Origin of the sequence: Bradyrhizobium sp. 215_C5_N1_1, assembly GCF_052075935.1 — a bacterium.
GTDB classification, from domain to species: Bacteria; Pseudomonadota; Alphaproteobacteria; order Rhizobiales; family Xanthobacteraceae; genus Bradyrhizobium; species Bradyrhizobium barranii.
This window is the reverse complement of record NZ_CP197228.1, coordinates 4255899-4270315: the sequence shown is the minus strand read 5'-3', so window position 1 is coordinate 4270315 and position 14417 is coordinate 4255899. Positions and strand designations below refer to the sequence as shown.

Sequence of the window (14417 nt, the reverse complement as noted above, 5' to 3'; positions counted from 1 at the left end):
CCGTTAATTCCTCTGGACGAAGCAGGCGGACAGGCCAGCGGACTTCAGGCTGTTGCAAGCCTGCGTCGCTTCCTCGGCCGAACCATAGGGTCCGGCGAAAGCGCGATAGACGACCCCCTTGCCCTTGTCGGTCAGATCAACCCGCTTGATCACCGGCGAGCGCGATCCGAGCACGCTGCCATATTTGCTCTGAAGCACCCGGTAGGACGCGGCTGCGCTGTCCTCGCTCTGCTGCGAGGAGACCTGCACGACGTAGCCGCCACCACCATTGCTGGCGGGCGTGATTTGAGTCGGGTTGGTCGCAGCCATCCGCTGCGGCACCTCCGCAACCGGCGTCGATTGCGGCGCAAGCGAGAGCGGCTGGGTGGCACTGGCATTGGCCGAAGTCGGCGGATTGCGCGGCGCAGGCGGTGCGGCGGGCGCGGCAACGGGCTTCGGCGCGGCTGCCGCCGACTTGGCGGCTGCGGATTGCGGCGCGGTGCTATCGGTCTGATCGCCCCTCACGGCCACAGTCCTGATCGAGCGTGGCGTGTTGGCCGGCAGCGTGCCGTTGCTCGGGATTGGACCCGCGCTTGGCGGCGGGATCGTGGACGGCGCGACGCTCGCCACCGACGGCGGGTTCGCGTTCTGGTTCAGTGGCGGGAACACCACACGCGGACCGCCCGCCTTGGCAGCGACGTCGACAGGTGCCTCTTCACGCGGCACGATCTTCTCGGAGCCATCGCCGCTCGCCATGCGATCCGGCACCTTGGCCGAGGAGTCGGTCGGCGCCGGCACGATCTTGGTCGGCGTGTTGTCCGCCTTGATGATCGGCGGCTCGCCGCTGCGGGGCGAACCGACATAGGTCTTGTAGGCGAAGGCCGCGCCAGTGCCGACCACGGCAAGCGCGAGGATCGCCGCGACCGTCATCATGCCGCCGCGCGGCTTCTTCGGCTCGTCGAGATCGGCCTCGGGATAGTCGCTCTGGAACGCGTAAGGATCATCCGGATAGGCGGGATCGCGCTGATAATCCTGCTCGCCACCCTCCAGCCGTCCATAGAGCGCGTCGTCGTAGCGTGCCGGATCGGGCGGCTGATGCGGCTCCTGATAGGCTTGCTCCTGGTAAGCCTGATCATGCTGCTGGTGAGCGCGGCCCTGATGGGCCTGATCCTGATAGGCCTGCGCTTGATGGGCCTGATCCTGGTAAGCGTGGTCCTGATAGGCCTGCGGCTGATGGAAATCAGGCTCGGGCGCGGTCGGCTGGGCTGAATAGCGGTGCAATGGATGAACCGGGTTCACAGAAACGGGATAGTCGGGCTGCTCGGGCGCGGGCTGCGGCTGCACGTTGGCGCGCCGCATCCATGAGGGCGGCCCGGGTTGAGCCGGCGGCGCCTGCTCGGCATAATCCTGCCGATAGTCGTCCTGCGGATAGTCGTGGTCCTGATAGCTCTGCGTTGGCGGTGCCGGCGGCTGCGCGCTCGGCCGTCCCTGCGCTGCAAATGGATCGGTCTGTCCGATCAGGCGGGCGAGTTCGGCCAAGGGATCGTTTTCCGCCTTCCCATGCTGATCGCCACCGCGACCATAGCCATCGGAAGGAAACGTTCTGTCCTGATATCGTTCGGCCATCGTGATGATGCGTCCCTTCGGGAAAGCCGCGCGCCCCTCGACCAAGGCGCGGCTTTCGACCCACAAGGCATTCAACCAAGTCTAAGCGGTCCGGCTTCTGCCGGTTACCCCCAAAATTCCCCTTAAGTAGTTCGCCCCAAACTACCGCATCTCGTCCGGAGCATGGACGCCGAGGATGGCGAGGCCCGATGCCAGGACAGAGACGACGCCCTGGACCATGGCCAGTCGCGCCTTTGTAAGATCTGCATCATTATTGATAATGAAGCGTAAATAGGGCAAATCGCGCCCCTTCGTCCAAAGTGCGTGAAATTCGCTCGCTAAGTCATAGAGATAGAAGGCAATTCGGTGCGGCTCATGGGCCGCGGCGGCGGCCTCCAGCATGCGCGGAAAAATTGCGAGGCGCTTGAGCAGCTCGAGCTCGACCGGGTCCGATAGTCGTTCCACCGCCGACTCGCCCAGCCACGCGATGCGCTTGCCGGTATCCTCAGGCAGTTCCGGGAACACTTCGGCCCGGGCGTTGCGGAAGATCGAGTGGCCGCGAGCGTGGCCGTACTGGACGTAGAATACCGGGTTGTCGCGCGACTGTTCCATGACCTTGGCGAGGTCGAAGTCGAGCACCGCGTCGTTCTTGCGGTAGAGCATCATGAAGCGGACGGCGTCCTGACCGACCTCATCCACCACCTCACGCAAGGTGACGAAGTCCCCGCTCCGCTTCGACATTTTCACCGGCTCGCCGTTGCGCAGCAACTTCACGAGCTGGACGATCTTGACGTCGAGCGCGCCCTTACCTGATGTCGTCGCCTTCACCGCCGCCTGCATGCGCTTGATGTAGCCGCCATGGTCGGCGCCCCACACGTCGATCATCTCGGCAAAGCCGCGGTCGAACTTGTTCTTGTGGTAGGCGATATCCGAGGCGAAGTAGGTATAGGAATTGTCCGACTTGATCAGCGGACGATCGACGTCGTCGCCGTAAGCGGTCGCCTTGAACAGGAGCTGCTCGCGGTCTTCCCAATCCTCGACCGGCGCGCCCTTCGGCGGCGGCAGGCGGCCCTCGTAGATGTCGCCCTTGGCCTTCAGGAAATCGATGGTCTCGGCGACCTTGTTGTTGCCGGTCTCGATCAGCGAGCGCTCCGAGAAAAACACGTCGTGGCGGATGTTGAGGGCTGCGAGATCGTCCTTGATCTCGTCCATCATCATCGCGATCGCCTTGGCGCGCACCGTCGGCAGCCACTCGGCCTCGCTCATCGCACGGAGCTTGTCGCCGTGCTCCTTCGCCAGCGCCGCGCCCACCGGCTTCAGATAGTCGCCGGGATACAGCCCTTCCGGGATCGCGCCGATGTTTTCGCCAAGTGCCTCGCGATACCTGAGGAAGGCGGAACGCGCGAGCGCGTCGACCTGGGCGCCAGCATCGTTGATGTAGTATTCGCGGGTGACGTCGTGGCCGCCGAACTGAAGCAGGCTCGCCAGCGCGTCGCCGAACACGGCGCCGCGGCAATGGCCGACATGCATCGGTCCGGTCGGATTGGCCGAGACATATTCGACATTGACCTTGGTGCCGCCGCGGACGCGGCCGTAGTCAGCTCCCTCGCGCAGCACGGTGCGCAGCGCCTCCGCCCAGGCGGCGGGCTTGAGCGTCAAATTGATGAAACCGGGACCGGCGACATCGACCTTGGCGATCAGCGCATCGGCGCGCAGCCGCTCGGCGATCTGCTCGGCGAGATCGCGCGGCTTTGCCTTTGCCTCTTTTGCAAGCACCATCGCGGCGTTGGTTGCCATGTCGCCATGGGAGGCATCGCGCGGCGGCTCGACCACCACGCGCGAGAAATCGATACCCTCGGGCCAGTTGGCGTCCGCCGCAAGCGTACGGCAGGCGGCGTGCACGCGTGCGAGCACGTCGGCGAACAGGTGCAGTGCTGAGGATGTGTCGGGCATGGCCGCCGCCTAACGCAAATCCGGGGTCGAGTCAAAGAGCCGCTGGTGCTCGGTCAGGGCGAAACGGTCGGTCATTCCGGCAATGAAATTGCCGATCCGGCGGGCCCGGTCGCCCTCATTGTCCGCCTCCGCCCCCAGCAGCCATTCCGGTGGCAGCTCTCCGGGCGATGTCAGGTATTTTGCGAACAGGTCGAACAGGATCTGTTCCGCCTCCCCCATCACCCGCATCACCCGCTTGTGACGGTACATGTGCTGATAGAGAAAGCGCTTGATGGCGGCCTCCTCCTCGGCAACCGCCGCCGGGAACGCGACCAGCGCCCGGCTCTGCCGGCGCACGTCCTGGGCCGATTGCGGTTTTACGACGGCGAGGTTCTTCTGCGCCTCCGAATACACCGCACCGATCAGGTGCGAGATCAGCTCGCGCACCAGCTCGGCGCCGCGCCTGACGTCTTCGAGATCGGGATAATGCGCCGAGGTCTCGGCAATGATCTCCGCGGTCAGCGGCATCACCTTGAGATCATCGAGATGGAACAGGCCGGCGCGCAGACCGTCATCGATGTCGTGGGCATCATAGGCGATGTCGTCGGCGATCGCGGCAACCTGCGCCTCCAGCGAGGCGAAGCTCCACAATTCGAGATCGTAGGTCTTGACGTAGTCGGCGATGCCGACCGGAATGCCGTGCTCGCGATAGGGCCCGACCGGCGCGCCGCTGCGATCCGTCAGCGGGCCGTTGTGCTTGACGATACCCTCCAGCGACTCCCAGGTCAGGTTGAGACCGTCGAACTCCGGATAGCGGTGCTCGAGCGACGCAACGACCCGCAAGGTCTGGGCGTTGTGGTCGAAGCCGCCGAAATCCTTCAGGCAGGCATCCAGCGCCCGCTCGCCGGCGTGCCCGAACGGCGGATGGCCGAGATCATGAGCCAGCGCCAACGTTTCCGTGAGGTCCTCGTCCAGTCCGAGCTGCCGGGCCAGGGCGCGAGCGATCTGCGCCACCTCCAGCGAATGGGTCAGCCGGGTGCGGTAGTGGTCGCCCTCGTGGAACACGAAGACCTGGGTCTTGTACTTCAGGCGGCGGAACGCAGTGGAATGGATCACCCGGTCGCAATCCCGCCGGAACGGGCTGCGGGTCCGGCTCGGCGGCTCCACGACCAGCCGGCCGCGGCTGCGGTCGGGGTCGCAGGCATAGGGCGCACGGGGGGCTGCCATTCCGACGGACACGACGAATTTAGTCCCTATCCATTTGATTCTGCGTATGCTTGCACTTAACTATGCCGGACGCGGGATACCAAATGAATTGGGCAAGTGAACTTGGTATGACCGCGGGACTATCGGAGACGAGCAATGACGACTGACGTGACCATCAGTGACCGCGCCGCACGCCGGATTGGGGAGATCCTCAAGGGCGAAGGTTCTGGCGCGATGCTGCGCATCTCCGTCGAGGGCGGCGGCTGCTCGGGCTTCCAGTACAAGTTCGACATCGACCGCGACCGCACCGACGACGATCTCGTGATCGAGCAGGAGAATGCGGTTGTGCTGGTCGATTCCGCCTCCCAGCCGTTCCTGGCGGGCTCGCAGGTCGATTTCGTCGACGATCTGATCGGCGCCTCGTTCCGCGTCAACAATCCCAATGCGACGGCGTCCTGCGGCTGCGGGACCAGCTTCTCGATCTAGCCCGACTTAAAATCTGAAAAACAACCCCATGCAAAGTAGCCGGGAGCCGGCACGATGCATTTCGGATTTTACGAAAATCGTTTGACGCGTCGGGCAAATCAGGGGTAATTTGTGATCATCGCGAGGTCCCCAAGGGGGGCTCGGCGGGTCCGATACAGTCTGACGCCGAAGCGGCCCCTGTCCAATCATTCTAGAAAGCTTAAATCTCGTCAGCGGCGCCAGTAGCGGTATTAAATTATCGAATGCGCATTTTCGATCGTCTGTTCTCTTGCCTCGCTCTATTCCTTGCAATCGCAGCCGTCCCGGTGCTTCCCGCGCGCGCGGCCGAAACCTGCCCGTTCATCAGCGCCCAGGAGCTCGCCCGCGCGATGCCGGCGCTCAAATGGTCACTGATTTCAAATCAGGACGGCCGCGGCTGCATCTACCAGGGCGGGCGCGGCGACACGATGATGTTGACCGTGTTCCGCAATCCCGACAAGGACCGCGCCAGGGAATTGTACGCGACCTTCGTCAAGACGCTTGGTGAGCGCATGCCGCTGAACGCGGTCGCGGGGATCGGCGACGAAGGCCAGGGCGGAACGAGCGCCGCCGGCGCGGAACGCCAGGAAGCCTCGGTCGTCGCCTTGTCCGGCGATTACATTCTGCAGATCAGCGTCTATCCGATCGGCCGCCGTGCCGACGACGCGCTGCTCGGACCGCTCACAGATGCCGCGCGCGTTGCCATCGCCAACGTGAGCAAGAGCAGCGAGCGGTTTGGCAATTGCGAGTGGCTCACGGCCGCCGATGCCGACGGCTTTCTCGACAAGAGCACGCTGACGGTCCAGCGGACCGGCGCCGGCAGCTGCATGATGTTCGATCGCGAGGCCAATACCATGACCGTCGCGGTGATCGCGATCTCGCGCGACACGGTCATCAGCATGATGAAGCGCTCGGGCCCGTGCAAACATTTGGCGATACCCGAGCTCGGCAGTGAAGCGTTCGGCGAGCATTCCTGCACCAAGGGCAACGGTAACGCCGTCAACATCTATGTTCGGAAGAACGGCAGGCAGGCTTCGATCCTGTTCGCGCCGGTCAAGCCGCATCCCGAGTCCGGCTCGGTCGAGCGCCTGAAGGCGGTCGCCGGGCGCGTCTATGGAAAACTGTAGCGGCGCCGCGTTACATTGCCGGCGCACGCGCCAGTAGCTCAGCGGGACCAGCTTCTCGATCTGACCGGCTAGACGCCGGTCATCTGCCTTTCCTCGTCCGTCCACGCGACGTCGATCGGCGTCAGCTCCGGCTGAAGCGGCGCGTCCTCCGACATCGTGTGGCCGTCGAGCGCGCGCAGCAAGACGGCGGCGAGCGCGGGCTTACGCAGCGGCTTTGCCAAAAAATCCGACATGCCGGCCTCGCGGCAGATCTTGACGTCCTCGGGGAAGGCGTTGGCGGTCAGCGCGACGATCGGCAAGGCTTCGAAACGCCCGCCCTGCGCGCGGATCGCCCGCGTCGCGGCAAGGCCGTCCATGTCCGGCATGCGCACGTCCATCAGCACGACATCGTAGTCGCTCTCCGAGGCAGCCTCGACCGCCTGGACGCCGTCGGTGACGACGCGCAGCTCGACCTCGAACGCCCCCAACATCTTGGTCACGACCATGCGGTTGACGGCATCGTCCTCGGCCACCAGCACCTTCAGCGGCCGGTCGAGCCCTGCGATCCGTGCCTTCAGCTCGTCGGCTTCATCGCTGCCCGCCGCCTGGTCGGAGACCTGCGCCTGGCTCCAGGGCAGCACCAGCGTGAAGCGGAAGGTCGAGCCCTCGCCCGGCGTCGAGGTGACGCCGATGGTGCCGCCCATCTGCTCGATGATGCGTCGGGAGATCGCAAGCCCAAGCCCGGTGCCGCCAAAGCGGCGGCTGATCGAGGCGTCGGCCTGCGCGAAGTCGGAGAACAACTCCCCGAGCTTCTCGGGCGCGATGCCGATGCCGCTGTCGGTCACGGTCCATTCGACGGTCGCAAGCAGATCGCGGCGCGCCTGGCAGGTGGCCTTGATCGTCACCTCGCCTTCGTCGGTGAACTTTACCGCGTTGGAGGCGAGGTTGAGCAGCACCTGCCGGATCCGCGCGACATCACCGCGCAGCGTCGGCGGCAGGTTCGGATCGAGCTCGACCTTGACGGCGAGCCCCTTGCTCTTGGCGCCTGCGCGCACGACGGTCGCAACCGTCTCGACCAGCGCCTGCGGCGCAAAGTCGATCGCCTCGAACGCGAAGCGTCCGGCCTCGAGCTTGGACAGATCGAGGATATCGTTGAGGATGCGCTGGAGATTGTCGCCGGACTCGCGGATCGAGGTGACGGCCTCGTGCTGCTCCGGATCGAGCTTGGTTTCCAGCAGCATGCTGGCAAGCCCGAGCACGCCGTTCATGGGCGTGCGGATCTCGTGGCTCATCACCGCGAGGAAGTCGGACTTGGCGCGGCTCTCGGCCTCCGCCTTTTCCGCGCGCCAGCGCTCGGTGACGTCGCGGCCGAAGCCGCGATAGCCGAGGAACAGGCCGTCGCGGTCGTAGGCCGGCTTCGCGGTGAGCGACCACAGCCGCGCTTCGCCGCCGGCGACGACCTTGAGGTTCATCTCGTGCAGCGGCTCGCTCTGCTCCATCAGGCCGACGACGTTGTAGGCTGCGCTCTTGTCGTCGGGACAGAGCATGTCGAGCACGTCGACGAAATGCGAGCCCTTCAGCAATGGAAGCGGAAGCTGCGCCACTTCGGCGAAGCGTTGGGGCACGTCGACGAGATGCCCTTCGGCGTCGGTCTGCCACAACCAGTCGCTGGCGTTCTCCTGAAAGTCCTTCAACAGCAGCGAGATGATCTCGGTCTGACGTTCGAGCTCGAGCCGGGCCTTGAGATTGCCGAGGAACAGATTGCCCTGCGAGACGATGTTGCGCGCCATGAAGAACGCGAACAGCAGCAGGAACACCGCGGTCAGCAGATACGGCCCGGTGCCGCAGAGGAACAGCGCGCCGGCACAGGCCATCGTCACGGTCGCGAGATAGACGAGGCCCGCGCGCGGGAAGGTCGACAGCGTGAAGGCGCCGCCGGACATCATGCCGACCATCAGGCAGGCCAGGATGAGCTGACTGGTCGGCTCGACCCGGCTGAACAGCGCGAGCGGAAGCGTGCCCCAGATCGCCGCGAGGAAGAACGCCTGCCGCAGCATCTGCCGCGCGGCGCGCGGTGATGCTTCCTGCGGCGGGTTTTGATGCGACCGCCGCCACGCGCGCACGGCAAGCGAGGCGGTGACGGCGAGGGTCATGCCCCAGATCGCGAGGAAATCGTTCCAGCCCCTGCCCCAGAACAGGATCAGCACGATGGCGACGTTGAGCATGGTGACGGCCATGGTCACCGGGATCGCGCGCATCACCGCGTCGATCTGCTTGGCGCGGATGCGGCGCAGCTCGCGCTCGCTGAGATCGGCGGTCAGGCCGTCCTCGATCTCGAAGCCGCCGAGCCAGTACAGGAACGCGCCGATCAGGCCGTCGCGCGGCTCAGCTTGCTTCATGGATTTGTCCGGCCATCCCATTCGAAAAACCTTTTCGGCATCAATGGCCCGAGCCCGGCTTAAGCCGGGTTAATTTTGTGGGAGATTTTGCGGCGTCCTTGACGGGCGCGTTTGCAGTTTGTTCTAACCATGGCCCCTGCCCGGAGCCCCACCAATGCCCATCAGAATTGCTACCTGGAACGTGAACTCGGTCCGGCAGCGGATCGACCTGCTGCTGACCTGGCTGAAGGAATGCCAGCCGGACATCGTCTGCCTCCAGGAGATCAAATGCGTCGACGAGGCCTTCCCGCGGCTGGAGATCGAGGCGCTGGGCTACAACGTGGTCACCCACGGTCAGAAGACCTTCAACGGCGTTGCTTTGCTCTCGAAGCTTCGCTTCGACGAGACCAAGTCGGGCCTCGCCGGCGACGACGAGGACGCCCATGCCCGTTTCCTCGAGGGCGTGGTCACGCTCAAGCACGGGGTGCTGCGCATCGCCTGCCTCTATTTGCCCAATGGCAATCCGGTCGGGACCGAGAAATATCCCTACAAGCTCAAATGGATGTCGCGGCTTCTTGAGTATTCGAGGGAGCGCCTCAAGGCCGAGGAGCCGCTGATCCTCGCAGGCGACTTCAACGTCATCCCGCATGCCCGCGACGTCCATAATCCCGCCGCCTGGACCGAGGACGCCCTGTTCAAGGCCGAGACGAGGGAGAGCTTTCAGTCCCTGCTGGGCCTCGGCCTCACCGACGCCCTGCGCGCGGTCACCGACGAGCCCGGGCTCTACACCTTCTGGGACTACCAGGCCGGCGCCTGGCAGAAGAACCATGGCTTGAGGATCGACCATCTGCTGCTGTCGCCGCAGGCCAGCGACCGGCTCGCCAATGTCGGCATCGACAGCTATGTGCGGGCTTGGGAGAAGCCGTCGGACCACGTGCCGGTATGGGCGGATCTGAATCTGGAGGCGGCTTAAGCTGGTGCGCGGAGGTGCTGGATGGAGCTTGCGGACTGCGCTTTGCGCAGCCGCGGGCTAACCTACCCGGCTGGGGTACCTACTACCGGCGGCCCTGAACGCCCTGCACCCACTGTTCCAGCATTTGCAGGCACATAGCGCGGTCGTCGTCCGAGGCCTTGGCGAAAGCGCGATTGTAGCTTTCCTTGATCCAGGTTTCCTCGATACCGGCGCTGTCACGCGCCAGCGTCAGCCACATCAGGCCGCGCGCGGCCTGCCGCGGCAGGCGGTCGCCATTGAACAGCATCTGGCCGAGCAGCGCCTGCGCCTCGTGCTGGCCCTTCTGAGCGGCAAGGCCAAGCCAGCGCGCGCCATAGCGGAAATCCTCGCGTGAAGCGTCCGGAGTCTTCAGATACAGCCGGGCGAGATCGTACTGCGCATCCGCATTGCCGAAATAGGAGGCCGCATAGGAGAACATCTCCCGCGCCCGGTCCGGATCCGACTTGATCTTCGAGTTCGGGATACCGCTCAGATAGTAGCGGCCGAGCGCGACGAAGGCGTTGGCCACGACCTGCGCCTGCGGCGCCGACGGGCTGTCCTCGGCATGCGCATTGGCGATGCGGCTGAAATATTCGAAGGCGCGCACATCGTCCTGGGCGACGCCGTCGCCATCGGCATACATGCGGCCAAGCTTGAACTGAGCGCCGGGATGACCGCCTTCGGCGGCATATTGCAGGGCGCTGAGCGAGGTTTCCTGGGGCGTGGTCGCCGGTGCCGCCACCTTGCTGCGCACGGCACCCGCGGCGCCCGGCAAGGTGGTCACGACCGGGAGGGCCGCATCCTTGCTGGCCGAGCCGTCAAAGGCGAGCGCCGGCGCGGCCAGCGCACCGACCCCCAACACAAACGCAACTATGGCACGCCTAGATGTCCGCATAGCACTGTTTCTCGTGCGCGCCGCCCGGATGGGTCACTGCCCCACCGACCGCTGGTCCAACCTGCTGAGCATACTTCCAGAGCGCACCCGACGTGTGGTTAGTCGCGCGAGCGCTCCATTTGGTCTTGCGCTGGGCGAGCTCTTGGTCGCTCAATTTTACGTTAAGGGTACCTACGACCGCGTCGATCTCGATGATGTCGCCATCCTCGAGCAGCCCGATCGGGCCGCCGATGGCGGCTTCCGGCCCGACATGGCCGATGCAGAAGCCGCGGGTGGCGCCGGAGAAGCGGCCGTCGGTGATGAGCGCGATCTTGCCGCCCATGCCCTGGCCGGTCAGCGCCGCGGTGGTCTGGAGCATTTCCCGCATGCCGGGACCGCCCTTGGGGCCCTCGTAGCGGATCACGATGACTTCGCCTTCGCGGTAGGTGCGGTTCTGGACGGCCTCAAAGGCGTCCTCTTCCCGGTCGAAGCATCGCGCCGGACCGGTGAACCTCAGGTTAGACATTCCCGCGACTTTCACGATCGCACCTTCTGGCGCCAAATTGCCCTTCAGACCAACCACACCACCGGTGACGGTGATCGGCTTGTCTGCCGGGTGCACCACATCCTGGTGCGGATTCCACTTAACGCTTTTGAGGTTTTCGGCGATCGTTCGACCGGTGACCGTAATGCAGTCACCGTGGAGAAATCCGTTGTCGAGCAGCGTCTTCATCAGAAGCGGTATGCCACCTACTTCAAACATGTCTTTGGCGACATAACGGCCACCCGGCTTCAAATCCGCGACATATGGTGTCTTTTTGAAGATTTCGGCGACGTCGAACAGGTCGAACTTGATGCCGCACTCATGCGCGATTGCCGGCAGGTGCAGTGCAGCATTGGTCGAGCCACCGGACGCCGCGACCACGGCGGCGGCGTTCTCAAGCGCCTTCCGTGTCACGATGTCGCGCGGCCGGAGGTTGGAGGCGATCAGGTCCATGACCTTCTCGCCCGCGGTCATGCAGAAAGCGTCGCGGATCTCATACGGTGCCGGGGCGCCGGCCGAGTACGGCAGCGCCAGGCCGATCGCCTCGGAGACGGTCGCCATGGTGTTGGCGGTGAACTGCGCACCGCAGGCGCCCGCCGAGGGGCAGGCCACGCGCTCGATCTCGTCGAGGTCCTCGTCCGACATGGCGCCGACCGAGTGCTTGCCGACCGCCTCGAACATGTCCTGCACGGTGACCTGCTGTCCGCGGAAATTGCCGGGCAGGATCGAGCCGCCGTAGATGAAGATCGAGGGCACGTTGAGACGGACCATCGCCATCATCATGCCCGGCAGCGACTTGTCGCAACCGGCAAGGCCCACGAGCGCATCATAGGCGTGGCCGCGCACGGTCAGCTCGACGGAATCGGCGATGCACTCGCGCGACGGCAGCGACGAGCGCATGCCGTCATGGCCCATGGCGATGCCGTCGGTGACGGTGATGGTGCAGAATTCACGGGGGGTGCCGCCGGCCGACGCGACGCCCTTCTTCACCGCCTGGGCCTGGCGCATCAGGGAGATGTTGCAGGGGGCGGCCTCGTTCCAGCAGGAGGCGACGCCGACGAAGGGCTGGTGGATCTGCTCGGTAGTCAGACCCATGGCGTAGAAATAGGACCGGTGCGGCGCGCGCGTCGGGCCTTCCGTCACGTGACGGCTCGGCAGCCTCTGCTTGATGTCGGTCTTTGCGTCCATCGCAAACCAGTTTCCCCGGCCAACCCTTTCAGACCCGAAAAATCAGAGCCAAGATTTGAATCGACCTTGGGATTTTCCGTCCTTCGAAGACCGCCGATGCCCTTCAAACTTTAGAGCGATTTTATTCATGTTCGGGTGTGGCTAAAAAGCGGCGCTGATGCGAACGGACGGAGATAAGGGTTTAATCCAAGATGAGTGTTGCAGAGACAGCACAATCGTTACCGGGAAGACACGGGTTGGCTTACTGTAATACCCTCGTGATTATACCAATCCACAACTTGAGATTTCAAAGCCGCTCCGGCGCGCCCCAGCGCGGGTCTCGGGAACGGAGCGTGCCTCACCTGAGTCGCGGCGGCCCACAGTACCAACCCCGTCATCCTGAGGCAGGAGTGATGAGCGCGAAGCGCCCAGTTCAATCCGTCAGGTCGAGCCGCATGAACTGGTTGTGCGGGCTTGTCTCATAGTCAGCGAACGGCGCGCAGGAGACGAAACCGGCGCTGCGGTAGAGCGAGATGGCGGGCGCGTGCAGGGCTGCCGTGCCGGTCTCCAGGCTGAGGTGCACATAGCCCCGCTTGCGGGCTTCAGCGATGATATGGCTCAGCAGTGCGCGCCCTACCCCGGTGCCCCGCGCAGCCGGCGCGGCACGCATCGACTTCACCTCGCCATGCGTATGATCCAGCTCCTTCAGCGCACCGAACCCGAGCAGGACATCGTCCTGCCAAGCCGTCCAGAAGGTCACGGTGGCAGCCGAAAGGCCGGTGGCATCGAGAGCGAACGCGCGCTCGGCCATCACGCTGCGCAGCTCCTCGAGATGATGTGCCAACAAGTCGGCGACATAGGGCGCCGTCGGATCGTCTCGTCGGATCTCCACCTCATCCCCCTGCTGTCGCACGCGTGCCACCGTTTAAGCACAGGTGACACGCCCGCGGCATAACCATGATCGGTGCTATTCCCAAGTCAGCGCACCACCATTCTGGTATTCGATGACGCGGGTCTCGAAGAAGTTCTTCTCCTTCTTCAGATCCATTGCCTCGGACATCCACGGGAACGGGTTCTCGACCTCGGCGAACACCGGAGCGAGCCCGATCTGCGCACAGCGGCGGTTGGCGATGAAGTGCATGTACTGCTCGCACAGCGCCGCGTTGAGCCCAAGAAAGCCGCGCGGCATCGTATCGCGTCCGTAGGCGGCTTCCAGCTCGGCCGCATCACGGATCATGCCGCGAACCTCGTCCTGGAATGCCGCCGTCCACAGATGCGGGTTCTCGATCTTGATCTGGTTGATCACGTCGATGCCGAAGTTGAGATGGATACTCTCGTCGCGCAGGATGTATTGATACTGCTCGGCGATGCCGACCATCTTGTTGCGGCGGCCGAGCGACAGGATCTGCGCAAAGCCGGTGTAGAACCACATCCCCTCGAACACGACATAGAAGGCGACGAGATCGCGCAGGAAGGCGCGGTCGCTATCCGGCGTCCCCGTCTGGAACGACGGATCGTCCAGGTGCTGCGTGTGCTTGAGCGCCCAGGCCGCCTTGTCCGTGATCGACGGCACCTCGCGGTACATGTTGAACAGCTCGCCCTCGTCGAGGCCGAGGCTTTCGACGATATACTGGAAGGTGTGGGTGTGCACCGCCTCCTCGAAGGCCTGCCGAAGGAGGTACTGCCGGCACTCCGGATTGGTGAGGTGACGGTAGATCGCCAACACGATGTTGTTGGCGACGAGCGATTCAGAGGCTGCGAAGAAGCCGAGATTGCGCTTGATCGCGCGCCGCTCGTCCTCCGTTAGCCCGTCCCGCGACTTCCATAGCGCGATGTCGGCCTGCATCGAGACTTCGGTCGGCATCCAGTGATTGTTGCAGCCTGAAAGATACTTCTCCCAGGCCCATTTGTACTTCAGCGGAAGCAGCTGGTTGACGTCGGCGCGGCAGTTGATCATCTGCTTCTCGTCGACCGAGACGCGGCCGCCGGCGCGATCGATCGCACCTAAGCCGGTCGGGTCGGCCGGCTCGAGCTTGAGCTGGGTCTGCGGACGCAGTGCGGTGGCGAGACTTGAGACGGCCGGAGCGGCCGCTGTGGTTTCGGTATCGGACCAGTCAAGCATCGTCATCTC

The 14417-nt window shown here is 64.5% G+C and carries 11 protein-coding genes; 3 read left to right on the top strand and 8 right to left on the bottom strand.

Going from position 1 to position 14417, the window contains the following annotated elements; genetic code table 11:
• Window positions 1–3 precede the first annotated feature (3 nt).
• The 3 genes from AB7G19_RS20535 to AB7G19_RS20525 form a co-directional block, all read right to left on the bottom strand.
• The gene (locus AB7G19_RS20535; protein WP_283018880.1) at window positions 4–1605 is read right to left on the bottom strand and encodes an SPOR domain-containing protein; all 1602 of its coding nucleotides are present in this window, start codon (window positions 1603–1605) and stop codon (window positions 4–6) included.
• 141 nt (window positions 1606–1746) lie between these two features.
• Window positions 1747–3537 carry an arginine--tRNA ligase gene (gene argS, locus AB7G19_RS20530; RefSeq protein WP_283016614.1) on the bottom strand — a complete coding sequence of 597 codons (1791 nt, stop codon included), beginning with the start codon at window positions 3535–3537 and terminating at the stop codon, window positions 1747–1749.
• Window positions 3538–3546: 9 nt separating this feature from the next.
• On the bottom strand, window positions 3547–4755 hold the full coding sequence (locus tag AB7G19_RS20525; protein ID WP_283016615.1) for a deoxyguanosinetriphosphate triphosphohydrolase: 1209 nt from the start codon (window positions 4753–4755) through the stop codon (window positions 3547–3549).
• A gap of 123 nt (window positions 4756–4878) precedes the next feature.
• On the opposite strand from AB7G19_RS20525, the gene erpA reads away from it, so the two are divergent.
• The gene (gene erpA / locus AB7G19_RS20520) at window positions 4879–5208 is read left to right on the top strand and encodes an iron-sulfur cluster insertion protein ErpA (protein WP_014495044.1); all 330 of its coding nucleotides are present in this window, start codon (window positions 4879–4881) and stop codon (window positions 5206–5208) included.
• A 242-nt stretch (window positions 5209–5450) separates the two neighbouring features.
• Entirely contained in the window at window positions 5451–6353 is a 903-nt protein-coding gene (locus tag AB7G19_RS20515; protein ID WP_283016616.1) for a hypothetical protein, read from the top strand.
• A gap of 68 nt (window positions 6354–6421) precedes the next feature.
• Here AB7G19_RS20515 and AB7G19_RS20510 read toward each other — a convergent pair whose 3' ends face one another.
• Complete coding sequence (locus tag AB7G19_RS20510; protein ID WP_283016617.1) at window positions 6422–8752, bottom strand: hybrid sensor histidine kinase/response regulator; 2331 nt, start codon at window positions 8750–8752, stop codon at window positions 6422–6424.
• A 133-nt stretch (window positions 8753–8885) separates the two neighbouring features.
• Between AB7G19_RS20510 and xth the strand changes: the two genes are divergently transcribed.
• Entirely contained in the window at window positions 8886–9683 is a 798-nt protein-coding gene (gene xth / locus AB7G19_RS20505) for an exodeoxyribonuclease III (protein ID WP_283016618.1), read from the top strand.
• A gap of 82 nt (window positions 9684–9765) precedes the next feature.
• Here xth and AB7G19_RS20500 read toward each other — a convergent pair whose 3' ends face one another.
• From AB7G19_RS20500 to AB7G19_RS20485, 4 genes are all read right to left on the bottom strand, one after another.
• A complete protein-coding gene (locus AB7G19_RS20500; RefSeq protein WP_071913596.1) occupies window positions 9766–10596 on the bottom strand; it encodes a tetratricopeptide repeat protein in 831 nt (276 codons plus the stop codon).
• On the bottom strand, window positions 10583–12307 hold the full coding sequence (gene ilvD / locus AB7G19_RS20495; RefSeq protein WP_247305303.1) for a dihydroxy-acid dehydratase: 1725 nt from the start codon (window positions 12305–12307) through the stop codon (window positions 10583–10585). The genes AB7G19_RS20500 and ilvD overlap by 14 nt, the downstream gene beginning before the upstream one ends.
• A gap of 412 nt (window positions 12308–12719) precedes the next feature.
• Complete coding sequence (locus tag AB7G19_RS20490; RefSeq protein ID WP_283016619.1) at window positions 12720–13178, bottom strand: GNAT family N-acetyltransferase; 459 nt, start codon at window positions 13176–13178, stop codon at window positions 12720–12722.
• Between the two features lie 75 nt (window positions 13179–13253).
• Window positions 13254–14408: a ribonucleotide-diphosphate reductase subunit beta gene (locus AB7G19_RS20485; protein ID WP_283016620.1), complete on the bottom strand. Its 1155-nt coding sequence runs from the start codon at window positions 14406–14408 to the stop codon at window positions 13254–13256.
• Window positions 14409–14417 lie beyond the last annotated feature (9 nt).

Coding starts and splice junctions, on each gene's coding strand:
- AB7G19_RS20535 (WP_283018880.1), bottom strand. CDS start 1,605: ATGGCCGAACGATATCAGGACAGAACGTTTCCTTCCGATGGCTATGGT.
- argS (WP_283016614.1), bottom strand. CDS start 3,537: ATGCCCGACACATCCTCAGCACTGCACCTGTTCGCCGACGTGCTCGCA.
- erpA (WP_014495044.1), top strand. CDS start 4,879: ATGACGACTGACGTGACCATCAGTGACCGCGCCGCACGCCGGATTGGG.
- AB7G19_RS20515 (WP_283016616.1), top strand. CDS start 5,451: ATGCGCATTTTCGATCGTCTGTTCTCTTGCCTCGCTCTATTCCTTGCA.
- AB7G19_RS20510 (WP_283016617.1), bottom strand. CDS start 8,752: ATGGGATGGCCGGACAAATCCATGAAGCAAGCTGAGCCGCGCGACGGC.
- xth (WP_283016618.1), top strand. CDS start 8,886: ATGCCCATCAGAATTGCTACCTGGAACGTGAACTCGGTCCGGCAGCGG.
- AB7G19_RS20500 (WP_071913596.1), bottom strand. CDS start 10,596: ATGCGGACATCTAGGCGTGCCATAGTTGCGTTTGTGTTGGGGGTCGGT.
- ilvD (WP_247305303.1), bottom strand. CDS start 12,307: ATGGACGCAAAGACCGACATCAAGCAGAGGCTGCCGAGCCGTCACGTG.
- AB7G19_RS20485 (WP_283016620.1), bottom strand. CDS start 14,408: ATGCTTGACTGGTCCGATACCGAAACCACAGCGGCCGCTCCGGCCGTC.